The 23,072-nt window shown below is 62.0% G+C and carries 20 protein-coding genes; 7 read left to right on the top strand and 13 right to left on the bottom strand.

The genetic code is table 11. The features are described 5' to 3' along the window. Positions 1 to 55 precede the first annotated feature (55 nt). From lpxD to rpsB, 11 genes are all read right to left on the bottom strand, one after another. Entirely contained in the window at positions 56 to 1,111 is a 1,056-nt protein-coding gene (gene lpxD, locus CAG11_RS09675) for a UDP-3-O-(3-hydroxymyristoyl)glucosamine N-acyltransferase (protein ID WP_085596149.1), read from the bottom strand. 3 nt (positions 1,112 to 1,114) lie between these two features. Further along, complete coding sequence (locus tag CAG11_RS09680) at positions 1,115 to 1,618, bottom strand: OmpH family outer membrane protein (protein WP_031320985.1); 504 nt, start codon at positions 1,616 to 1,618, stop codon at positions 1,115 to 1,117. 45 nt (positions 1,619 to 1,663) lie between these two features. After that, positions 1,664 to 4,054: an outer membrane protein assembly factor BamA gene (gene bamA / locus CAG11_RS09685; protein WP_031320983.1), complete on the bottom strand. Its 2,391-nt coding sequence runs from the start codon at positions 4,052 to 4,054 to the stop codon at positions 1,664 to 1,666. A 74-nt stretch (positions 4,055 to 4,128) separates the two neighbouring features. Next, on the bottom strand, positions 4,129 to 5,481 hold the full coding sequence (gene rseP / locus CAG11_RS09690; protein ID WP_085596150.1) for a sigma E protease regulator RseP: 1,353 nt from the start codon (positions 5,479 to 5,481) through the stop codon (positions 4,129 to 4,131). 49 nt (positions 5,482 to 5,530) lie between these two features. Further along, entirely contained in the window at positions 5,531 to 6,721 is a 1,191-nt protein-coding gene (ispC, locus tag CAG11_RS09695) for a 1-deoxy-D-xylulose-5-phosphate reductoisomerase (RefSeq protein ID WP_085596151.1), read from the bottom strand. After that, positions 6,718 to 7,524 carry a phosphatidate cytidylyltransferase gene (locus CAG11_RS09700; protein ID WP_085596152.1) on the bottom strand — a complete coding sequence of 269 codons (807 nt, stop codon included), beginning with the start codon at positions 7,522 to 7,524 and terminating at the stop codon, positions 6,718 to 6,720. The genes ispC and CAG11_RS09700 overlap by 4 nt, the downstream gene beginning before the upstream one ends. Further along, complete coding sequence (uppS, locus tag CAG11_RS09705; protein WP_085596153.1) at positions 7,524 to 8,279, bottom strand: polyprenyl diphosphate synthase; 756 nt, start codon at positions 8,277 to 8,279, stop codon at positions 7,524 to 7,526. The genes CAG11_RS09700 and uppS overlap by 1 nt, the downstream gene beginning before the upstream one ends. Positions 8,280 to 8,295: 16 nt before the next feature. Then, positions 8,296 to 8,853: a ribosome recycling factor gene (frr, locus tag CAG11_RS09710; protein WP_022642578.1), complete on the bottom strand. Its 558-nt coding sequence runs from the start codon at positions 8,851 to 8,853 to the stop codon at positions 8,296 to 8,298. Then, positions 8,850 to 9,593: a UMP kinase gene (gene pyrH, locus CAG11_RS09715; RefSeq protein WP_007924076.1), complete on the bottom strand. Its 744-nt coding sequence runs from the start codon at positions 9,591 to 9,593 to the stop codon at positions 8,850 to 8,852. The genes frr and pyrH overlap by 4 nt, the downstream gene beginning before the upstream one ends. A 207-nt stretch (positions 9,594 to 9,800) precedes the next feature. Beyond that, entirely contained in the window at positions 9,801 to 10,667 is an 867-nt protein-coding gene (gene tsf / locus CAG11_RS09720) for a translation elongation factor Ts (RefSeq protein ID WP_022642576.1), read from the bottom strand. Between the two features lie 202 nt (positions 10,668 to 10,869). Next, positions 10,870 to 11,607, bottom strand: coding sequence for a 30S ribosomal protein S2 (gene rpsB, locus CAG11_RS09725; protein WP_011059524.1), 738 nt, complete (start codon positions 11,605 to 11,607; stop codon positions 10,870 to 10,872). A 408-nt stretch (positions 11,608 to 12,015) separates the two neighbouring features. Between rpsB and map the strand changes: the two genes are divergently transcribed. Genes map through dapC form a run of 3 tightly spaced genes read left to right on the top strand, consistent with a single transcriptional unit; the run spans position 12,016 to position 16,787 of the window. Further along, positions 12,016 to 12,798 (top strand): type I methionyl aminopeptidase, encoded by a 783-nt coding sequence (map, locus tag CAG11_RS09730; RefSeq protein ID WP_022642573.1) that lies wholly within the window; start codon positions 12,016 to 12,018, stop codon positions 12,796 to 12,798. Positions 12,799 to 12,845: 47 nt separating this feature from the next. Continuing rightward, the gene (locus CAG11_RS09735; protein WP_085596154.1) at positions 12,846 to 15,548 is read left to right on the top strand and encodes a [protein-PII] uridylyltransferase; all 2,703 of its coding nucleotides are present in this window, start codon (positions 12,846 to 12,848) and stop codon (positions 15,546 to 15,548) included. Positions 15,549 to 15,587: 39 nt separating this feature from the next. Beyond that, positions 15,588 to 16,787 carry a succinyldiaminopimelate transaminase gene (dapC, locus tag CAG11_RS09740; RefSeq protein WP_085596155.1) on the top strand — a complete coding sequence of 400 codons (1,200 nt, stop codon included), beginning with the start codon at positions 15,588 to 15,590 and terminating at the stop codon, positions 16,785 to 16,787. 121 nt (positions 16,788 to 16,908) lie between these two features. Here the strand turns inward: dapC and CAG11_RS09745 are convergent, their stop codons facing one another. Beyond that, on the bottom strand, positions 16,909 to 18,555 hold the full coding sequence (locus CAG11_RS09745) for a Na+/H+ antiporter (protein WP_085596156.1): 1,647 nt from the start codon (positions 18,553 to 18,555) through the stop codon (positions 16,909 to 16,911). A 288-nt stretch (positions 18,556 to 18,843) separates the two neighbouring features. Between CAG11_RS09745 and CAG11_RS09750 the strand changes: the two genes are divergently transcribed. From CAG11_RS09750 to CAG11_RS09765, 4 genes are all read left to right on the top strand, one after another. Continuing rightward, positions 18,844 to 19,152, top strand: coding sequence for an arsenate reductase (locus tag CAG11_RS09750; RefSeq protein WP_235777349.1), 309 nt, complete (start codon positions 18,844 to 18,846; stop codon positions 19,150 to 19,152). A 33-nt stretch (positions 19,153 to 19,185) separates the two neighbouring features. Further along, positions 19,186 to 20,220 carry a 2,3,4,5-tetrahydropyridine-2,6-dicarboxylate N-succinyltransferase gene (gene dapD, locus CAG11_RS09755; protein ID WP_085596157.1) on the top strand — a complete coding sequence of 345 codons (1,035 nt, stop codon included), beginning with the start codon at positions 19,186 to 19,188 and terminating at the stop codon, positions 20,218 to 20,220. Between the two features lie 81 nt (positions 20,221 to 20,301). Next, the gene (locus tag CAG11_RS09760) at positions 20,302 to 21,507 is read left to right on the top strand and encodes an aminotransferase class V-fold PLP-dependent enzyme (RefSeq protein WP_022642568.1); all 1,206 of its coding nucleotides are present in this window, start codon (positions 20,302 to 20,304) and stop codon (positions 21,505 to 21,507) included. Continuing rightward, entirely contained in the window at positions 21,504 to 21,911 is a 408-nt protein-coding gene (locus CAG11_RS09765; protein WP_085596158.1) for a SufE family protein, read from the top strand. Before CAG11_RS09760 ends, CAG11_RS09765 begins: the two co-directional genes overlap by 4 nt. Before the next feature lie 126 nt (positions 21,912 to 22,037). Here CAG11_RS09765 and tcdA read toward each other — a convergent pair whose 3' ends face one another. After that, complete coding sequence (gene tcdA, locus CAG11_RS09770; RefSeq protein ID WP_177409105.1) at positions 22,038 to 22,847, bottom strand: tRNA cyclic N6-threonylcarbamoyladenosine(37) synthase TcdA; 810 nt, start codon at positions 22,845 to 22,847, stop codon at positions 22,038 to 22,040. Positions 22,848 to 23,072: the final 225 nt, after the last annotated feature.

The raw sequence follows: 23,072 nt of genomic DNA on the forward strand, positions 1-23,072 counted from the left end.
CAAATCAAGGAAGCAGGCAGTCTAGCGGCTGTGCACACTTGATGTGGAAATGGTATCAGCCATCTGATGAAGCATTGTCGCCGGGGGTCACGTCCCCAACGCGCTTTTCCAACTGGCGCAAACGCCGCGCGAGATCATCGAGCTGGCGGATGCGGGCCGCGCTTTTGCGCCACTCGGCAGCCGGTTGCATGGCAGTACCGGAAGAATAGGCGCCCGGCTCGGTGATCGAGTGGGTCACCATGGTCATCCCGGTGAGGAAAACGTTGTCACAAATCTCGATATGCCCCACCAGGCCGACACCGCCGGCGAGCATGCAGTGCTTGCCGATCTTGGTGCTGCCGGAGATCCCCACGCAAGCGGCCATCGCGGTGTGATCACCGACCTGGACGTTGTGGGCGATCTGGATCTGGTTGTCGAGCTTCACACCGTTGCCGATGATGGTGTCGGCCAGGGCACCACGATCGATGGCCGTGTTGACACCGATCTCCACATCATCGCCGATGGTCACGCCGCCCACCTGGGCAATCTTGTTCCAGATACCCTTCGAGTTGGCGAAACCGAAACCTTCGCCGCCCAGCACCGCACCCGACTGGATCACCACGCGTTTGCCGATGCGCACATCGTGGTACAGGGTCACCCGTGGTGCCAACCAGCCACCCTCGCCCACCACGCTACGGGCACCGATGACGCAATGGGCGCCAACGGTTACGCCGGCGTCGATCCGGGCTCCGCTTTCGATCACGGCAAAGGCGCCGATACTGGCCGTTGGGTCGACCTGGGCATCATCGGCGATTACCGCGGACGGATGGATACCGACCGGCGCCTTGGGCTTGGGATCGAAGAAGTGGGAAACACGGGCATAGGATAGGTAAGGGTCGGCCACTACCAGTGCGTCACCGGCATAGGCTTCGGCTTCGGCGGCTTTCAACAACACCGCGCCAGCCTGACTATCGACCAGGTACTTGCGATATTGGGGATTTGCCAAAAAGCTCAACTGAGTTGGGCCAGCCTCCTGCAAGGTGGCCAGCCCAGTGATTTCCTTCTCCGCGTCGCCACGCAAGGTGGCGCCGAGGAACTCGGCCAACTGGCCGAGTTTCATAATTGCGGTCATGGCTTACTTCAGCTGATTCATGCGCTCGATAACCTGGCGCGTGATGTCGTACTGAGGTTTGACATCGATCACTGCGCCACGCTCGAAGACCAGGTCGAAACCGCCTTTCTTGATGACTTCTTCAACTGCGCCGTCCAGCTTGGGCTTGAGCTGCTTGAGCATTTCGCGATCGGCCACGGCCTTGGCTTCGTTCAGTTCTTTGGACTGGAACTGGAAGTCGCGAGCTTTCTGCTTGAACTCGAGCTCCAGACGCTCACGCTCGCCTTGCTGCATCTTGTCGCCACCGGCAACCAGGCGGTCCTGGATACCCTTGGCGCTGCTTTCCAGGGTCTTGAGCTTGTTCAGCTGCGGGCCGAACTTTTTCTCGGCGTCCACGGCGTACTTCTTGGCCGCGTCCGACTCCAGCAGAGCCATCTGATAGTTCAGGACGGCGATTTTCATTTCGGCAAATGCCGGGCTCGCGACCAGAACGGAGGCCAGGAGAACCAATTGAGTCAACTTACGCACGATGCACTCCTACAAAATCCATTGTCGTTGTCTTGGGCCAGACGGTTAGAAAGTCTGGCCGAGAGAGAATTGGAACACCTGGGTTTCAGCGTCATCCGGTTTCTTGATCGGCATCGCCAGGGCGAAGCTCAATGGACCCAGAGCAGTTACCCACGTCACGCCGACACCCACCGAACTGGCCAGGTTGCTGAAGCTGACATCATTGCACTCGGGCTTCACGTTCGACGCCGCGATAGTGTTGGATGTCTTTTCACAACGAGAGCTGAAGACGTTACCCACATCCCAGAACAGGGAAGTGCGCAGGGAACGCTGGTCCTTGACGAATGGCAGAGGGAACAGCAACTCCGCACCGCCCTGGATTAACACGTTACCGCCGAATGGCAGCGGGTCTTGATCCGGATCGCGAACGGTACCGGCGTTACCGGTCACACCCACGCCACGGCTAGGCGTACTGCGAGGGCCCAGGGTGCTGTCCTTGAAACCACGAACCGAGTTGAAACCACCGGCATAGTAGTTCTCGTAGAACGGCAAGCCCTTGGTATCGCCAAAGCCATCGCCATAACCCAGCTCGGTATGGAAACGCATGGTGTAGTTGTCGGTCAGCGGCGTGAACAACTGGCCACGGTAGTCGAGCTTGAAGAAGGACAGGTCGCTACCCGGGGTAGTGGTTTCCAGCACCAGGCTTTGCGAGTGACCGCGGGTCGCCAATACACCTTTGTTCAGGGTCGACTCGGACCAGCCGGCAGAGGCCTTGAAGTTCAGGTAGCTCTTGCCCTGCTTGTTCACGAAGTCGAAGATTTCGTCGACGGTGTAGCGTCCGGTCTTGATCTTGTCCTGCTGGGCCGTCAGGCCGAAGGTCAAGCGCGAAGTCTCGCTGATCGGGTAGCCCACGCTGACGCCGGCACCCAGGCTATCCACCGCATAGCTGGCTACATCGACATCGAGGTCCTTGTAGTCAGTGGTGCGATAGAAAGCGTTGTAGCCCAGGCTCACGCCATCGGCGGTCCAGTAGGGGTCCACGTAGCCGAAGTTGTAGCGGCTCTGGTACTCGCTTCGGGTCAGGCCGATGCTGACCTTGTTACCGGTACCCAGGAAGTTGTTCTGGGTAATCGAACCACCGAGGATCAGGCCCGCACTCTGGGCGAAACCAACGCTGGCGGTAATCGAACCCGAAGCCTGCTCTTCCACGGCGTAGTTGACGTCGACCTGGTCATCGACACCCGGCACGGCCGGAGTCTCGACGTTGACTTCCTTGAAGAAGCCCAGGCGCTCGAGGCGAGTCTTGGACTGGTCGATGAGGTAGGTCGAAGCCCAGCCGCCTTCCATCTGGCGCATCTCGCGACGTAGTACTTCGTCTTCGGACTTGGTGTTGCCACGGAAGTTGATGCGGTTGACGTAGGCGCGCTTGCCCGGATCCACCACGAAGGTAATGTCGACGGTGTGGTCGTCATCGTGGGGTTGTGGCACGCCGTTGACGTTGGCGAAGGTATAGCCATCGTTACCCAGGCGACGGGTTATCAGCTCGGAAGTGGTGGTCATCAGCTTGCGCGAGAACACCTGGCCCTTCTCCACCAGCAGCAATGCCTTGACCTGGTCTTCAGGTACCTTCAGGTCGCCGCTGAGCTTGACGTCACGAACGCTGTACTTCTCGCCTTCATTGATGTTGACGGTGATATAGACGTGTTTCTTGTCCGGAGTGATGGACACCTGGGTCGAAGCGATATCCATGTTGATATAGCCGCGGTCCAGGTAGTAGGAACGCAGGCGCTCCAGGTCACCGGAGAGTTTTTCACGGGCGTACTTGTCATCGTTCTTGAAGAACGACAGCCAGTTGGTGGTCTTGAGCTCGAACAGGCCGATCAGGTCGTCGTCGGGGAAGACCGTATTGCCTACTACGTTGATGTGCTGGATGGCCGCGACGGTACCTTCGTTGATCTTCACCTTCAGGCCGACACGGTTACGCGGCTGCGGAACCACTTCGGTCTCGACGGTGGCCGAGTAACGACCCTGAGCAACATATTGACGTTGCAGTTCGTTACGCACCCCTTCGAGGGTCGCACGCTGGAAGATTTCGCCTTCGGCCAGGCCGGACTGCTTGAGGCCCTTCATCAGGTCGTCGGTGGAGATCGCCTTGTTGCCTTCGATCTCGATGCTGGCAACCGAAGGCCGCTCGACTACCGTGATGACCAGGACGTTGCCATCGCGCCCCAGCTGGATGTCTTGAAAGAAACCGGTTTTGAACAGCGCACGAGTGGATTCCACCAGGCGACGGTCGTCCGCCTGCTCGCCGACGTTCAACGGCAAGGCACCAAAGACGCTACCCGCGGAAACGCGCTGGAGGCCGTTGACGCGAATATCGGAGATAGTGAAGGACTCGGCGTGAACTTCGGCGATCATCAATACGGAGAGAACCGCAGTTAGCAGCAGACGTTTCATGAAGTCCTTTCTTATTCCAACTGGCAATAAACAAACTGCCGCAAAATGCGGCAGATTCGCAATTCAGCGAAGCGTTACAGACGACCCAGATCGTTGACCAGAGCAAGCAGCATGACTCCGACCACCAAGCTGATACCGATCTGTATCCCCCAACCTTGCACCCGATCCGACAAGGGGCGACCACGCACCCACTCGATCAGATAAAACAACAAATGCCCCCCATCCAGTACCGGGATGGGCAACAAATTCAGAACCCCCAGGCTAATACTCAGATAAGCAAGGAAATTCAAGAAATCGGCAATGCCCGACTGGGCAGAAGCGCCCGCCACTTTAGCAATGGTTATCGGTCCGCTCAAGTTTTTTACCGAGAGCTCGCCGAACAACATTTTCTTCAGTGATTCAAGGGTCAGGACGCTCATCGTCCAAGTGCGCCGGGCGCCTTCGCCAATCGCCTCCAGCGGGCCATAACTGACTTCGCGCAACATCTGCGGCGGCCAGTCGACGGCCTTCACACCGGCCCCCAGGTAACCGCTCGGGGCCTTGCTGTCACCTCGACTGGCCAGGGTCACGGGAACCTCGATTCGGGCGCCATCACGCTCGACGTGCAGGACGATCCTGGCCGCAGGATGCACACGCACCCAGTCGACCACCTGCTGCCAGTCATCGACCGCCTGGCCATCGAGAGCCAGCAAGCGATCACCGGTTTTCAGGCCGCCAGCCTGGGCTGGACCTTTCGGATCGAGTTCAGCCAGCACCGCAGGCAAGGCCGGGCGCCAGGGGCGGATACCCAGGGAACGAATAGGATCGGGCTCATCGGCGCCCTTGAGCCATTTATCCAGCACCAACTGGCGTGGCGAATCGACCGTGGCGCCCTGCTCACGAACCAGCAGTTGCAACGTGCCGCTTTCACCAAGGCGGCGCACCAACTGCAGGTTCACCGCTGCCCAGCCAGTGGTCGGCTCGCCGTCGATGGCGATGATTTCCTGACCCGAGCTCAGTCCGGCCTTGGCGGCGATGCTACCGGCCTCGATTTCACCGATGACCGGTCGCACCTGCTGACTGCCCAGCATCGCCAGGGCCCAGAAAAACACCAGGGCCAGCAGGAAGTTGGCAATCGGGCCCGCCGCGACGATGGCAATACGCTGACGAACGGACTTGCGATTGAAGGATTGATCGAGCTCCGCAAGCGCCACCTCGCCTTCGCGCTCGTCGAGCATCTTCACGTAACCGCCCAGGGGAATGGCGGCGATCACGAACTCGGTGCCATGGCGATCATGCCAACGCACCAGGGGCATGCCGAAACCCACCGAGAAGCGCAGCACCTTGACGCCACAGCGGCGGGCGACCCAGAAATGACCGAATTCGTGAAAGGTGACCAGCACGCCCAGGGCTACCAGGGTGCCGACAATCATATAGAGCGCGCTCATCTACTTTCTCCGCAATCCTATTCGCCGTCACTCGCGCGGGTCGCGAATCCTATCGCCCGTTACGCTGCAACCATTGGTCAGCCAGCAACCGGGCCTGGGCATCCGCTGCGAATACGGCATCCAGCTCGTTGACCGCAACCACCGGCTCACGATTCAAAACCTCGTCGATGATACTCGCGATCTCCAGGTAGCGGATGCGCCGCTCGAGAAATGCCGAGACCGCCACTTCGTTGGCCGCATTCAACATCGCCGGGGCGCTGCCGCCTGCCTCGGCCGCCTGACGAGCCAGGCGCAGGCATGGGAATCGCTGCTCATCGGGCGCCTGGAAGTCCAGGCGGGCAATGGCGAAAAGGTCGAGTGGCGCCACACCGGAGTCGATTCGCTCCGGCCAGGCCAGGGCGTTGGCGATCGGGGTACGCATATCCGGGTTCCCCAGCTGCGCCAGCACCGAGCCGTCGACGTAGTCCACCAGCGAGTGGATCACACTTTGCGGGTGCACTACCACCTCGACCTGCGCCGGCCTGGCATCGAACAGCCAGCAAGCTTCGATGAGCTCCAGGCCCTTGTTCATCATGCTCGCCGAGTCGACCGAGATCTTGCGCCCCATGGACCAGTTCGGATGAGCGCAAGCCTGTTCCGGCGAGACATCTTCCAGCTCGGCCAGCGGTGTCTGCCGGAACGGGCCACCCGAGGCGGTCAAGAGGATGCGTCGCACCCCAACCTGGCCGAGACCACGAGAGAAGTCCCTCGGCATGCACTGGAAAATCGCATTGTGCTCGCTATCGATAGGCAGCAACACCGAACCGCTACGCCCCACCGCCTCCATGAACAACGCACCGGACATCACCAGCGCTTCCTTGTTGGCCAGGAGAATCTTCTTGCCGGCCTGCACCGCCGCCAAAGTCGGACGCAGGCCGGCCGCACCGACGATCGCCGCCATCACCGCATCGACCTCAGGAGCCGAGGCGACTTCGCACAACCCCTGCTCCCCCACCAGCACGCGGGTCGACAACCCGGCAGCCCGCAGATCTTCCTGCAAGCGCCTGGCGGCCGCCTCTTGTGGCACCACGGCGAAACGCGGCACATGGCGCACGCACAAGGCCAACAACTCGGCCAGGCGACTGAAACCGGTGAGAGCGAATACCTGGTAGCGATCCGGGTGGCGAGCGATGACATCCAAGGTACTCAGGCCGATGGAGCCAGTAGCTCCCAGGACCGTGATTTGCTGAGCGCCGCTCACGATGCGGTCATCCACAGCAGCACTGCGAACACCGGAATCGCTGCAGTCAGGCTGTCGATCCGGTCCAGCACGCCGCCATGACCTGGCAGCAGGTTACTGCTGTCCTTGATGCCGGCCTGGCGCTTGAACATGCTTTCGGTCAGGTCGCCCACCACCGAGATGAAGACCACGATGGCCGCCCCCAGCAGGCCCACGACCATCTGGCCAAAGCCCCACCCACGAACCAGCCCCACCACCGCGGTGATAACCAGGCTCAGGGCCAGGCCGCCGTATACGCCCTCCCAGCTCTTGCCAGGGCTGACCTGGGGTGCCAGCTTGCGCTTGCCAAAGGCCCGGCCCGAGAAATAGGCGCCGATATCCGCACCCCAGACCAACACCATTACCGCCATGATCAGCCAATTGCCCAGCGGCAGTTGCTTGATGAACACCAAGCCCTGCCAGGCCGGCAGCAGGATCAGCAGGCCGATCAATAGCTTGGGGGCTGCCCCGGACCATTGTTCGCTGCTACGCGGATAGGTGAGCACCAGGAATGTCGCCAAGCCCCACCACAGCACCGCAGCTCCCAAGACCCATGGAGCGACACCTGGAACCAGGTGCATCATGAACAACAGTGCCGCCACCGCCACGGCATAGGCGATTCGCGCCGGCTGCGCACTGAAACCTGCCAGCCGCGCCCACTCCCAACCACCCAGTGCGACCACCAGGCCGATGAACAGGGCGAAGTTCGAGCCTTCGAGCAGGAAAAAACCACCCAAGGCGATCGGCAGCAGGATCAACGCAGTAATGATTCGTTGTTTGAGCATTAAACCCGGGCTCCAGCCTCGACCTGCTCGCTCGTCTTACCGAAGCGCCGCTGGCGAGATGCGTAATCGGCCAGCGCATGGCGCATGGCATCGTGTTTGAAGTCCGGCCAGAACAGGTCGGAGAAATACAGCTCGGCATAAGCCAGCTGCCACAGCAGGAAATTGCTGATGCGATGCTCGCCACCGGTGCGGATGCACAGGTCGGGCAACGGCAAATCGCCGGTGGCAAGGCAAGCCTGCAGCAAGTCCGGAGTGATGTCGTCGGGGCGCAAATGGCCGGCCTGCACCTCACGCGCCAGGCGTTGGGCGGCCTGGGCGATATCCCACTGGCCGCCGTAGTTGGCGGCGATCTGCAGGATGAAACGATCGCTGCCGGCGGTAATGGCTTCGGCCTCGCGCATCGCCGCCTGCAATTCGGGATGGAAACGCGAACGATCGCCAATGATCCGCAGGCTGATGTTGTTGTCGTTGAGGCGCTTGGCCTCACGACGTAGCGCCTTGAAGAACAGGTCCATCAAGGCGCTGACCTCATCGGCCGGGCGCTGCCAGTTCTCACTGGAAAAGGCAAACAGGGTCAGAACCTCGACCTTGGCCTCGGCGCACACCTCGATGACTGCACGTACCGCATCAACGCCCGCCTTATGCCCGGCCACACCCGGCATGAAGCGTTTTTTTGCCCAGCGGTTGTTTCCGTCCATGATGATCGCGACATGGCGTGGCACTGAAGACGGCACAGGCTGTTTGGTCTTTTCCATGAAAACGTCCTGATCCTTATACGGCCATCAGGTCTTTTTCTTTTTCCTCGGTCGCCTTGGCGATCTGGCCCTCGAACTCCTTGATCAGCTTGTCGATTTCAGCACCGGCACGGCGCTCCTCGTCTTCACTGATGGCCTTGTCCTTGGACAGCTTCTTCAGCTCGCCCAGAGCGTCACGACGAATGTTGCGTACCGCAACCCGTGCGTCCTCGGCAGCGGCGCGTGCTTGCTTGGTGAAGCCCTTGCGGGTTTCCTCGGTCAGCGGCGCCATCTTGATCAGCAGCAACTCACCCAGGTTGGTTGGATTGAGGTTCAGGCCGGCGCTGCCGATGGCCTTGTCGATGGCCCCCAGCATGTTGCGCTCGAACGGCACGACCTGCAGGGTCTGGGAATCCTTCACGGTCACGTTGGCGACGCCGCTCAACGGAGTGTCGGCGCCGTAGTAAGGCACCATCACGCTGCCCAGGATGCTGGGGTGCGCCTTGCCAGTGCGGATCTGGCCGAACGCATGGGCCAGGGACTCCAGGCTCTTCTTCATGCGCTCCTGGGCGTCTTTCTTGATTTCGTTGATCATTGTTCGCCTTCCTCGATCAGGGTTCCTTCAGCGCCACCATGCACGATGTTCAGCAGGGCGCCGGGCTTGTTCATGTTAAATACCCGCAGCGGCATCTTGTGGTCGCGGCACAGGCAGATAGCCGTCAGGTCCATCACTCCCAGCTTGCGATCCAGCACTTCATCGTAGGTCAGATGATCGAACTTCTCGGCATGCGGGTCCTTGAACGGATCTGCAGTGTAAACACCATCGACCTTGGTCGCCTTGAGCACGACGTCAGCGTCGATCTCAATGGCCCGCAGGCATGCTGCAGAGTCGGTAGTGAAGAACGGGTTACCGGTACCGGCCGCGAAGATCACCACCTCTTTGGAGTTCAGGTGGCGCATGGCCTTGCGACGGTCATAGTGATCGGTCACGCCGACCATGGAAATAGCCGACATCACGATGGCCGAAATATTGGCACGTTCCAGCGCGTCACGCATCGCCAGGCCGTTCATCACGGTGGCCAGCATGCCCATGTGGTCGCCAGTGACCCGATCCATGCCGGCGGCACTCAGGGCGGCGCCACGGAACAGGTTGCCACCACCGATCACCAAGCCCACCTGGACACCGATGCCGACCAGCTGGCCGACTTCCAGCGCCATGCGGTCCAGCACCTTGGGATCGATCCCGAACTCTTCCGAGCCCATCAGGGCCTCGCCGCTAAGCTTGAGTAGAATGCGTTTATAGCGAGCTTGATAACCACTGCCCTGCTGAGCCATTGCGAATCTCTCCTGCGGCGTATTTAAAAATTCTTTGCGAGCTGTTTGCAGCTTGCGTTCACTCTAGCTTGACGCTGTCACAGCGCCATCAGAACACGGCTTTGTAAGCCGGTTCCGGGAGCGGACAACAAAATTGCCCTACCCATTTGAAAAGAGGCTGCGCGCGTGAGCGGGCAGCCTCTTTCGGGCGACAGTTGTAAAACCGTCTTACTGTTGCTTGGCAGCAGCCAGTTGTGCAGCAACTTCTTCAGCGAAGTTGTCTTCTTTCTTCTCGATACCTTCGCCTACGGCGAAACGAGTGAAGGAAACGATTTCAGCGCCGCCTTTCTTGGCCAGAGCACCAACGGTGACTTCTGGGTCCTTGACGAAAGCTTGCTCAACCAGGCTGGCCTCGGCCAGGAACTTGCTGATACGACCAGCGATCATTTTTTCAACGATGTCAGCTGGCTTGCCTTTCATCTTGTCTTCGTTCAGCTGCAGGAAGACGCCTTTTTCGCGCTCGATGGCTTCGGCGGAAACTTGCGATGGCAGCAGGAACTCAGGGTTGCTGGCAGCTACGTGCATGGCGATGTCCTTGGCCAGTTCTACGGAACCGCCTTTCAGGACAACCGCAACACCGATCTTGTTACCGTGCAGGTAAGTACCGACCACGTCACCTTCAACGCGAGCCAGACGACGGATGTTGACGTTTTCGCCAGTCTTGCCAACCAGGATCAGGCGGTCAGCTTCTTGAGCTTCGATCAGCGGAGCTGCGTCGGTCAGCTTGTCAGCGAAAGCTTTTTCCACGCTGGCAGCAACGAACGCCTTGAAGTCGTCCTGCAGAGCCAGGAAGTCGGTCTGCGAGTTCACTTCCAGCAGAACGGCGGCTTTACCGTCGTCCTTGATGGCGATAGCGCCTTCAGCGGCAACGTTGCCAGCTTTCTTGGCAGCCTTGATCGCGCCGGAGGCACGCATGTCATCAATGGCTTTCTCGATGTCGCCGCCGGCCTTGGTCAGGGCCTTCTTGCAGTCCATCATGCCTTCGCCAGTACGCTCGCGCAGTTCTTTGACCAGCGCTGCAGTAATCTCTGCCATTTTCAAAATCCTCTTGGATAGGTTATCAACCATTCCACCCGACTGAACGGGCGCTCAATTCTTGGGCACTACCCCGACCCCACTTCATAGCAGCCACGCATTACAGAAACTGTCGGGGCCCGCTACGAAATGATTTTCGAGTTGGCAAAAAGGGGGCCAAGCCCCCTTTTTGCGTACTGAGTAAACGCTAAGCGTCAGTTACTCAGGCTTCAGCCGCCGGTGCTGCAGCTTCTTCGAACACTTCGGTACCGCCAGCAACGTTGTTGCGGCCACGGATCACGGCATCAGCCATCGAACCCATGTACAGCTGGATGGCGCGAATGGCGTCATCGTTGCCTGGGATGATGTAGTCAACGCCTTCCGGGCTGCTGTTGGTATCGACAACGCCGATGACCGGGATGCCCAGCTTGTTGGCTTCGGTGATCGCGATGCGCTCGTGGTCAACGTCGATCACGAACAGCGCGTCAGGCAGACCGCCCATGTCCTTGATACCACCCAGGGAACGATCCAGCTTTTCCAGATCGCGAGTGCGCATCAGCGCCTCTTTCTTGGTCAGCTTGGCGAAGGTACCGTCTTCAGCCTGGACTTCGAGGTCACGCAGACGCTTGATGGAAGCACGGATGGTCTTGTAGTTGGTCAGCATGCCGCCCAACCAGCGGTGATCGACGTACGGCGAACCGCAACGTGCTGCTTCTTCAGCAACGATCTTGCCGGCGGAACGCTTGGTGCCAACGAACAGAATCTTGTTCTTGCCCTGGGCCAGACGCTCTACGAAGGTCAGAGCCTCGTTGAACATTGGCAGGGTTTTTTCCAGGTTGATGATGTGAATCTTGTTACGCGCGCCGAAAATGTACTTGCCCATTTTCGGATTCCAGTAACGGGTTTGGTGACCGAAGTGCACACCGGCCTTCAGCATATCGCGCATGTTGACTTGGGACATGATAGTTCCTTAATAAGTCGGGTTAGGCCTCCACGTATCCCAATGACCAACCAACAGCTTGAGCTGAGGGCACCCAGGTCATCGTGTCGACACGTGTGTGGGTTTGGGCTTTTCAGGGACATCCCCGGAAAGCGGCGCATTTTATATCACAGCAAGGGCAAAAACGGAACCCGGTTTCACATCCGCCGATCTGCGCGGTTTTTTGCCCTGCCCCTGGAATCGGTCCAGAATGCACCCTTGGATAAGGGCAAGCACCGGCACAACCGCGGATTTGCGCCGAGCCTCTGTTAGAATCGCACCTTTGCGGCTTCCGAAAACCTCGCGGCCCTATCGCAGGCCAAGCCTGGCGAGCGCGGTTTTCTGGCCATCCCGTGTTTATCGCTCCCCCTGAGCGTCAAGAGAGCCTGTATGACCGTCACCCTCAAAACCCCCGAGGACATCGCAAAAATGCGTGTCGCCGGCAAACTGGCCGCCGAAGTGCTGGAAATGATTGCCGAGCATGTCAAACCCGGTGTCACCACCGAAGAACTGGATCGCATCTGCCATGACTACATCGTCAACGTGCAAGGCGCCATCCCGGCCCCGCTGAACTACAAGGGCTTCCCCAAGTCCATCTGCACCTCGATCAACCACGTGGTGTGCCACGGCATTCCCAACGACAAGCCGTTGAAGAATGGCGACACCCTGAACATCGACGTGACCGTCATCAAGGACGGCTACCACGGCGATACCAGCCGCATGTTCCACGTCGGCACCGTGCCGGTCTGGGCCGAGCGCCTGTCGCAGATCACCCAGGAATGCATGTACAAGGCCATCGAACTGGTGAAACCGGGATGCCGCCTGGGCGATATCGGCGAAGTGATCCAGAAGCACGCCGAAAAGAACGGCTTCTCGGTGGTCCGTGAATTCTGCGGCCATGGCATTGGCAAGGTGTTCCACGAAGAACCGCAGATCCTGCACTACGGCCGCGCTGGCACCGGCATGGAGCTCAAGGCCGGCATGACCTTCACCATCGAGCCGATGATCAACCAGGGCAAGGCCGACACCAAGGTCCTGGGCGACGGCTGGACCGCCATCACCAAGGACCGCAAGTTGTCGGCGCAATGGGAACATACCCTGCTGGTGACCGAGACCGGCTACGAGATCTTCACCCTGCGCAGCGACGACACCATCGCCCGGGTATCGCCCTGATCCACACCGCCGCGCCCCGACCTTATAGATAGAAAGGAAAGCAATCGATGCCGCAGGTGGATCCCGAACTCTTCGACCGCGGCCAGTTCCAGGCGGAACTGGCATTGAAGGCCAGCCCCATCGCAGCCTTCAAGAAAGCCATCCGCCAGGCACGGGAAGTGCTCGACAACCGCTTTCGCAGCGGACGGGAGATCCGCCGGCTCATCGAAGACCGCGCCTGGTTCATCGACAACATCCTGCAAAAGGCCTGGGACCAGTTCAGCTGGAGCGCCGAAGCCGATATCGCCCTGGTGGCGGTCGGCGGCTATGGGCGCGGCGAGCTCCACCCCTACTCCGACATCGACCTGCTGATCCTGCTGGACAGCGCCGACCACGAGATCTTTCGCGACTCCATCGAACGCTTCCTCACCCTGCTCTGGGATATCGGCCTGGAGGTGGGGCAAAGCGTGCGCTCGGTGGATGAGTGCGCAGAACAGGCCCGGGCCGACCTGACGGTGATCACCAACCTAATGGAAAGCCGCACCATCGCCGGCCCCGAGCACCTGCGCCAGCGCATGCTGGAAGTCACCAGCACCGAACACATGTGGCCGAGCAAGGACTTCTTCCTGGCCAAGCACACCGAACAAAAGGCTCGCCACCACAAGTACAACGATACCGAGTACAACCTGGAGCCCAACGTCAAGGGCTCGCCCGGCGGCCTGCGGGATATCCAGACCATTCTCTGGGTCGCCCGCCGCCAGTACGGCACCCTGAACCTGCGGGCCCTGGCCGGCGAAGGGTTCCTGCTGGAAAGCGAGAACGCCTTGCTGGCGTCCTCCCAGGAGTTCCTCTGGCGTGTGCGCTACGCCCTGCACATGCTCGCCGGACGCGCCGAAGACCGCCTGCTGCTCGACCACCAGCGCTCCATCGCCACCCTGCTGGGCTTCGAGGGCGAAGACGCCAAGCAGAGCATCGAAAGCTTCATGCAGCAGTACTACCGCGTGGTGATGAGCATCGCCCAACTGAGCGACCTGATCATCCAGCACTTCGAAGAGGTGATCCTCGCGCCCGAGGATGAAGCCCCGCCCCAGCCGATCAACGCCCGCTTCCAGCTGCACGACGGCTATATCGAAGCGATCAACGACAAGGTGTTCAAGCGCACCCCGTTCGCGATGCTGGAGATCTTCGTGCTGATGGCCCAGCACCCTGAGATCAAGGGCGTGCGCGCCGACACCATCCGCCTGTTGCGCGAGCACCGGCACCTGATCGACGACGATTTCCGCCACGACATCCGCAACACCAGCCTGTTCATCGAGCTGTTCAAGTGCGAGATCGGCATCCACCGCAACCTGCGGCGGATGAACCGCTACGGCATTCTCGGACGCTACCTGCCCGAGTTCGGCTTCATCGTCGGACAGATGCAGCACGACCTGTTCCACATCTATACCGTGGACGCCCACACGCTGAACCTGATCAAGCACCTGCGCAAACTGCAGTACACGCCCATTTCCGAGAAATTCCCGCTGGCCAGCAAGCTCATGGGCAAGCTGCCCAAGCCGGAGCTGATCTACATGGCCGGCCTCTACCACGACATCGGCAAGGGCCGGCAAGGCGACCACTCGGAAATCGGCGCAGTGGACGCCGAGGCCTTCTGCATCCGCCACCAACTGCCGCTATGGGACACCCGGCTGATCGTCTGGCTGGTGCAGAACCACCTGGTGATGTCCACCACAGCCCAGCGCAAGGACCTCTCCGACCCGCAAGTGATCCACGACTTCGCCCAGGTCGTGGTGGACCAGACCCGCCTGGACTACCTCTACGTGATGACCGTGGCCGACATCTATGCCACCAACCCCAGCCTGTGGAACTCCTGGCGCGCCAGCCTGCTGCGCCAGCTCTACACCGAGACCAAGCGCGCCCTGCGCCGCGGCCTGGAGAACCCGGTGGATCGCGAGGAGCAGATCCGCCAGACCCAGAGCGCGGCCCTGGATATTCTGGTGCGCAATGGCACCGATCCGGACGAGGTCGAGCAACTCTGGTCACAGCTGGGGGACGACTACTTCCTGCGCCACACCGCCGGCGACGTGGCCTGGCACAGCGACGCCATCCTCCAGCAGCCGGTCGATGGCGGCTCGCTGGTGCTGATCAAGGAAATCACCCAGCGCGAATTCGAGGGTGGCACGCAGATCTTCATCTATGCCCCCGACCAGCACGATTTCTTCGCCGTGACCGTGGCCGCCATGGACCAGCTCAACCTGAACATCCATGACGCCCGGATCATCACCTCCAGCAGCCAGTTCACCCTCGACACCTATATCGTCCTGGACAACGACGGCGAATCCATCGGCAACAACCCCGAGCGGGTCGAGCAGATCCGCAAGGGCCTGACCGATGCCCTGCGCAATCCCGACGACTACCCGACCATCATCCAGCGCCGGGTACCGCGCCAGCTCAAGCACTTCGCCTTCGCCCCCGAGGTGACCATCCACAACGACGCCCAGCGCCCGGTCACCGTGCTGGAGCTCAGCGCTCCCGACCGCCCGGGCCTGCTGGCGCGCATTGGCAAGATCTTCCTGGAGTTCGACCTGTCGCTGCAGAACGCCAAGATCGCCACCCTGGGCGAGCGCGTGGAAGACGTGTTCTTCATAACCGACGCGAACAACCAGCCCCTTTCCGACCCCCAGCTGTGCAGTCGCCTGCAGGATGCGATCGTCAGCCAGTTGAGCGTCAGCCATGAACCGACTATCGAAATGACCCGCCTGAGCATCTGACAGGTCATGACCCGACGCTTTGATCGAGACCCCGCACCGATGAACAACGCTCTGAACCAGCTGCAGCCCTACCCGTTCGAAAAGCTCCGCGCCTTGCTCGGCGGCGTCGCCCCCAACCCTGACAAGCGGCCCATTGCCCTGTCCATCGGCGAACCCAAGCACCGTTCACCGAGCTTCGTCGCCGAGGCCCTGGCCAACAACCTCGACCAGATGGCTGTGTACCCCACTACCCTGGGCATCCCGGCCCTGCGCGAGGCCATCGGTGCCTGGTGCGAGCGGCGCTTCGGCGTGCCGGAAGGCTGGATCGACCCGGCGCGTAACGTGTTGCCGGTGAACGGCACCCGCGAGGCGCTGTTCGCCTTCACCCAGACCGTGGTCAATCGCGGCGAGGACGCCCTGGTGGTCAGCCCCAACCCGTTCTACCAGATCTACGAGGGCGCAGCGTTCCTGGCCGGGGCCAAGCCGCACTACCTGCCCTGCCTGGACGAAAACGGCTTCAACCCGGACTTCGACGCAGTACCGGCCGAGATCTGGCAGCGCTGCCAGATCCTGTTCCTGTGCTCGCCGGGCAACCCCACTGGTGCACTGATTCCGCTGGCGACCTTGAAGAAGCTGATCGCCCTGGCGGACGAGCACGACTTCGTGATCGCCGCCGACGAATGCTATAGCGAGCTGTATTTCGACGAACAATCGCCGCCACCCGGCCTGCTCAGTGCCTGTGCCGAGCTGGGCCGCAAGGACTTCAAGCGCTGCGTGGTGTTCCACAGCCTGTCCAAGCGCTCCAACCTGCCGGGCCTGCGCTCGGGCTTCGTCGCCGGCGATGCCGAGATCCTCAAGGGCTTCTTGCTGTACCGCACCTACCACGGCTGCGCCATGCCGGTGCAGACCCAACTGGCCAGCGTCGCCGCCTGGAACGATGAAGTCCATGTACGGGCCAACCGTGCGCTGTACCGCGAGAAATTCGATGCGGTATTGGCGATTCTCGCACCGGTCATGGACGTGCAGCGCCCGGACGGCAGTTTCTACCTGTGGCCGAACGTGGCCGGTGATGACGCAGCGTTCTGCCGCGACCTGTTCGAGCAGGAACACGTGACCGTGGTCCCGGGCTCCTATCTTTCCCGTGATGTGGACGGCACCAACCCCGGCGCCGGCCGCGTGCGCATGGCCCTGGTGGCGCCATTGGCCGAATGCGTCGAGGCCGCCGAGCGGATTCGCGATTTCGTATTGCGCCGTAAATAATCTCGCGAACCTACAGCAACGAAGCTTGTTCGCGATGGACGACAACGCAGTGCATCAGGTGCACTGCGTCGTCTGAATCGCGGGCAAGCCGGATCGCCGCCCGCTCGCTCCTACACCAGCGTCACTTCACCTGCCCCAGGTTCGCCTCGCTCAAATCCAGTTCCGCCAGCACTTCACGCAGCACATCGTCGCCGATCTGATGCTGGCGGCTCAGGCGATACAGCTCCAACCGTTGCGCGCGCAGGGCCTTGAGCCGCAGGCGCCGCTCCAGCAGGTCCATCTGCTGGGCCAGGGCCTGGGCCTCGGCAGAATCGTTGTAGACCTCCAGCTGGTGCCGATACTCGGCCATCAACCGGCCCTTGAGCTCGCTGCTCAGGGCGGCCTGGGCAGCATCCGGAGCCTCGCCGGACTCGGCGACCTCCTCGGCTTCAAGTGCGTGGATCGCTGCCTCGGCGGTCTTGCGCCAGGCATCGCGCACTTCGCCCCGGCGCTTGTCGTCAGGGCTCTTGACGATGCCCCGCAGCAACAGCGGCAGGGCGATGCACGCCGCTATCAGGGACAGCAGGATCACCCCGGCGGCAATGAAAATCAGCAGGTCACGTTCGGGAAAGGCTTCGCCCGCGCCCAGGAATAGAGGCACCGACATCACACCGGCCAGGGTCACCGCCCCACGCACCCCGCCCACGGTCAGCAGCCAGCAGGAACGCGCGGTGGGCACCAGGGTCAGCTCGCCCTTGCCGCGCCAGCGCCGCAGCAGGCCCGACAAGCGCCAGATGCTCTGCACCCAGATGAAGCGCAGCACCAGCAACACCAGGAAGATCGCCACCACATCCAGGCAGCGGTAGGCCAGGGTCGGCCAGAGTGAAGCCTCGTGGCTGACCACCGCCTTGATGATGTCCGGCAACTGCAGGCCCAGCAGCAGGAAGATCAGGCCGTTGAAGGCGAACTCCAGCAACGACCAGACACTGCGGTTGAGCAAGCGGGTGCTGGTTTGGCGCGGCAGCAGGTCGAGCCAGCTCTGCATCATCCCCGCCGCCACCGCCGAAAGGATGCCCGAGGCTCCCAGGCGCTCGGCCAGCACATAGGCGGCGAACGGCAGCAGCAACATGAACACCACGTGGGTCGCCGGATCGTCCCAGCCACGGGCGATCATCCAGGCCCGCAGGCGTCCCACTAGCCAGCTCAGCGCCACGCCCACCGCCAGGCCACCCACCGCCACCAGGACGAAGGTCAGGCTGGCATTGGCCAGGGAAAACACCCCGGTGACCGCCGCCACCAGGGCGAACTTGAAGGTCACCAGGCCCGAGGCGTCATTCATCAACGCCTCGCCCTGGAGCATGTGCATCAACGGCGTCGGCAGGCGATTCTGGGAAATCGCCGAGACCGCCACGGCGTCGGTAGGCGACAACACCGCCGCCAGGGCGAAGGCCACCGGCAAAGGGATGGTCGGCAGCAGCCAGTGGATGAAGTAACCGGCGCCGACCACGGTGAACAGCACCAACCCCACGGCCAGGGTCAGGATCGGGCCACGCAAGCGCCAGAATTCGCGCTTGGGCATGCGCCAGCCATCGGAAAACAACAGCGGCGGCAGGAACAGGAACAGGAACAGCTCCGGGTCCAGGGCCACGTGCAGGCCCAGGGTCGGCCAGGCCAGCAGGGCCCCGGCACTGATCTGCACCAGGGGCAGTGGCAGTGGAATCACCCGCCCGACAAGACGCGAGAGGCTCACCAGCATCAGCATGATGAGGACGGTATAGGCGGTTTGCATAAAGCGGGGTTCCTGGTTCGGACTTTCAGAACAGACACACAAACGCGGCAACAATTCGCCGCAGAAGTGCCATATTAGCCGCTTAAGCTGCGCTCACGCCGCTGCACGAAAGTCGCAACGCCCAGGTCCGCGCAACACAATGCGACAAAGCCCCGCAGCCGCCGACGCCTAAGCGACGCCGTCGTGGCATAATCCCGGACCTTTGATTACCAGCACTCCAGAGGGGGCAATTCCTTGACCGCTTCAAGCAAAACGTTGCACCTTTTCGGCATCAAGGCCTGCGACACCATGAAAAAGGCGCGCACCTGGCTCGATGAACACGCTGTCAGCTATGACTTCCACGACTACAAGACCTCCGGCATCGATCGCGAGCACCTGAACCAGTGGTGCGCCGAGCACGGCTGGGAAGTGGTGCTGAACCGCGCGGGTACTACCTTCCGCAAGCTCGATGAGGCCAGCAAGGCCGACCTCGACCAGGCCAAGGCCGTCGAACTGATGCTCGCGCAACCGTCGATGATCAAGCGTCCGGTGCTCGACCTCGGAAACAGAACCCTGATTGGCTTCAAGCCAGACCTTTACGCAGCGGCGCTCAAGTAAGCCTGCTCAATCAATTTCGCAAGAGGTAACTGCATGTCCACTACCCTGTTCAGCCTGGCATTCGGTGTCGGCACCCAGAACCGCCAAGGTGCTTGGCTGGAAGTGTTTTACGCAGCGCCGCTGCTCAAGCCAGCCGCTGAAATCGTCGCCGCCGTAGCGCCGATCCTCGGCTACAGCGAAGGCAACCAGGCCATCACCTTCAGCACCACCCAGGCCGCGCAGATGGCCGACGCCCTCAAGGGCATCGACGCCACCCAGGCCGCCCTGCTGACCCGCCTGGCCGAAAGCCACAAGCCCCTGGTCGCCACCCTGCTGGCCGAAGACGCCCAACTGACCAGCACCCCAGAGGCCTACCTCAAGCTGCACCTGCTGTCCCATCGCCTGGTCAAGCCCCATGGCCTGAGCCTGGCCGGCGTGTTCCCGCTGCTGCCGAACGTCGCCTGGACCAGCCAGGGCGCCATCGACCTGGCCGAACTGGCCGAGCGCCAACTCGAAGCACGCCTGCGCGGCGAACTGCTGGAAGTGTTCTCGGTGGACAAGTTCCCGAAAATGACCGACTACGTCGTGCCGAGCGGCGTGCGTATCGCTGACAGCGCACGGATCCGCCTGGGCGCCTACATCGGCGAAGGCACCACCGTGATGCACGAAGGCTTCGTCAACTTCAACGCTGGCACCGAAGGCCCGGGCATGATCGAAGGCCGCGTATCGGCTGGCGTGTTCGTCGGCAAGGGTTCGGACCTGGGCGGCGGCTGCTCCACCATGGGTACCCTGTCGGGTGGCGGCAACATCGTGATCAAGGTCGGCGAAGGCTGCCTGATCGGCGCCAACGCCGGCATCGGCATCCCGCTGGGCGATCGCAACACCGTGGAATCGGGCCTGTACGTGACCGCCGGGACCAAGGTGGCGCTGCTGGACGAGAACAACCAACTGGTCAAGATCCTCAAGGCCCGGGAACTGGCCGGCCAGCCTGACCTGCTGTTCCGTCGCAACTCGGAAACCGGCGCCGTGGAGTGCAAGACCCACAAGTCGGCCATCGAGCTGAACGAAGCGCTGCACGCTCACAACTAAGCGAGCCCAGCACGCGGTTCCACCGGAACCCGCCGGGCGCTTATCATCAGCGCCCGGCCTGTTCGAACGAGTTTCGCCATCATGCTTTTACCCTCCCCCTGGCGCGCCGACTTCCCGGCCATCGCCGCCCTGCAACGCCAGGACCAGACCTACCTGGACAACGCCGCCACCACCCAGAAGCCCCAGGCCCTGCTGGACGCCCTGGCGCACTACTACGCCAATGGCGCGGCCAACGTGCATCGCGCCCAGCACCTGCCCGGCGCCCACGCCACCCAGGCTTTCGAGGACAGCCGCAGCAAGGTCGGGCAATGGCTGAATGTCGGCGACAGCGGGCAGATCGTCTTCACCCACGGCGCGACTTCCGCGCTGAACCTCCTGGCCTATGGCCTGGAGCATCGATTCGAGGCTGGCGATGAAATCGTCGTCAGCGCCCTGGAACATCACGCCAACCTGCTGCCTTGGCAGCAACTGGCCCAGCGCCGCGGGCTGAGCCTGGTGGTCCTGCCGCTGGATGCCGACGGGCTGGTGGATATCGACGCCGCGAGCCGCCTGATCGGCCCGCGTACCCGATTGCTGGCAGTCAGCCAGCTGTCCAACGTGCTCGGCGCCTGGCAACCCTTGACCCCGCTGCTGGCCATGGCCAGGGCCCAGGGCGCGCTGACCGTGGTCGACGGCGCCCAGGGGGTAGTCCACGGCCGACATGACGTTCAGGCCCTGGGCTGCGACTTCTATGTGTTTTCCAGCCACAAGCTGTACGGCCCGGAAGGCGTCGGCGTGCTCTTCGGCCGCCATGGGGCGCTCAAGGAGCTGCGCCATTGGCAATTCGGAGGCGAGATGGTCCAGGACGCCGATTACCAGCACGCCAGGTTCCGTCCCGCGCCCCTGGGTTTCGAGGCAGGAACGCCAGCGATCGCCGGGGTCATCGGCCTTGGCGCCACCCTGGACTACCTCGCTGGCCTGGACCAGCAAGCCGTGGCCGAACATGAAGCAAAACTGCATGCCTACCTGCTGCATGGGCTGCAGGCGCGCAACGGCATCCGCCTGCTAGGCACGCCGCAGCTGGCGCTGGTCAGCTTCGTGGTCGACGGCGTACACAGCGCCGACCTGGCACACCTGTTGACCGAACAGGGCATCGCCGTGCGGGCCGGCCATCACTGCGCTATGCCCTTGCTCAAGAGCCTCGGCCTGCACGGAGCGATCCGCGTGTCCCTGGCGCTATACAACGACTCCGAGGACCTGGAGCGCTTCTTCGAAGCCCTGGACCAGGCCCTGGAACTGCTGCGATGAGCCTGCCGGAAGACGCCAGTACAGCCCTGCAAGTGTTCCAGGAAGCCGCAGGCTGGGAGCAGCGGGCGCGCCTGTTGATGCAATGGGGCGAGCGCCTGCCGGCCCTGGACGACAGCGCCAGGGTCGAGGCCAATCGGGTGCACGGTTGTGAGAGCCAGGTGTGGCTGGTGGCAAGCCTGGATCAAGGCCGCTGGCAATTCGCCGCGGCCACCGATGCGCGGCTGATCCGTGGCCTGGTGGCGCTGCTGCTGGCGCGGGTCAACGGTTTGTCGGCACAAGAGCTACGCGAGGTGGACCTGGCGGACTGGTTCAACCAGTTGGGGTTGTCGCGCCAGCTCTCGCCATCACGCGCCAACGGCCTGAATGCCGTGTTGCAACGGATGGGCGAACTGGCCAGCGTGTAGCCGCTGACGAGCCCGCGAGGCTGCGACAAGAGCCAAAGGACCTTCAGCGGATTCAAGACCCAGCGCCCGTACGCAGCCTGCGGTAGCGGCTACACGGGCCAGTCCGTGAATGCCTAGGCCGCAAGGCTACACCGCCTTGTTGCGCTCGGACGGACGGCGCACGCCGGCTACCAGCTTGTCCACCGCCTTGGTCGCCGCGACCATGCCGAACGTCGCGGTCACCATCATCACCGCACCGAAACCGCCGGCACAATCGAGCTTGACCCCATCCCCGACGAAGCTCTTCTGCAGGCAGATACCGCCGTCGGGCTTGGGATAGCGCAGTTGCTCGGTGGAAAACACGCAGGGCACGCTGTAGTGCCGGTTCATGGTGCGCGAGAACCCGTAGTCGCGGCGCAAGGTCGAACGCACCTTGGATGCCAGCGGGTCATTGAAGGTGCGGTTCAGGTCGCAGACCTGGATCTGGGTCGGATCGATCTGCCCGCCAGCCCCACCGGTGGTGATGATCTGGATCTTGCGGCGCTTGCACCAGGCGATCAGGGCCGCCTTGGCATTCACGCTGTCGATGCAGTCGATCACGCAGTCGATATCGGGAGTGATGTATTCGGCCATGGTATCGCGGGTAACGAAGTCCGTGACCGGGTGCACCGTGCAGTGCGGATTGATGCCTTGCAGGCGCTCGGCCATGACCTCGACCTTGGGCCGACCCACGGTGCTGTCCAGGGCGTGCAGTTGGCGGTTGCTGTTGCTGACGCAGACATCGTCGAGGTCGAACAGCGAGATTTCCCCCACTCCGCAACGGGCAATGGCTTCCGCCGCCCAGGAACCGACCCCGCCGATACCGACGATCGCCACGTGGGCCGCCCGCAGCCGTTCCAGGCCCTCGATGCCGTACAAGCGGGCGACGCCGGCAAACCGTGGATCTTCTGTACTCATGACCATCACCTAAAAAACCGGCGCGCATTATAGGGCTTCGCCGCGACAAGTTTTAAGCTGCAAGCTACAAGTAAAGAACTTAAACCCAATTACGGTGCCCAAGGTCCCGCTGTCCCCTGTGCGCTGTACGCTGTACGCTCAGTTGAGGGCCAGTGTAGGATGCGCGCCGTTTTGGCGCCTGCCGCCCCTTCCCTCGTTCCACACTTCTTGGAACCCGAAATAGCC

This window comes from Pseudomonas sp. B6(2017), from assembly GCF_002112765.1.
In the GTDB taxonomy this organism is placed as follows: domain Bacteria; phylum Pseudomonadota; class Gammaproteobacteria; order Pseudomonadales; family Pseudomonadaceae; genus Aquipseudomonas; species Aquipseudomonas piscis.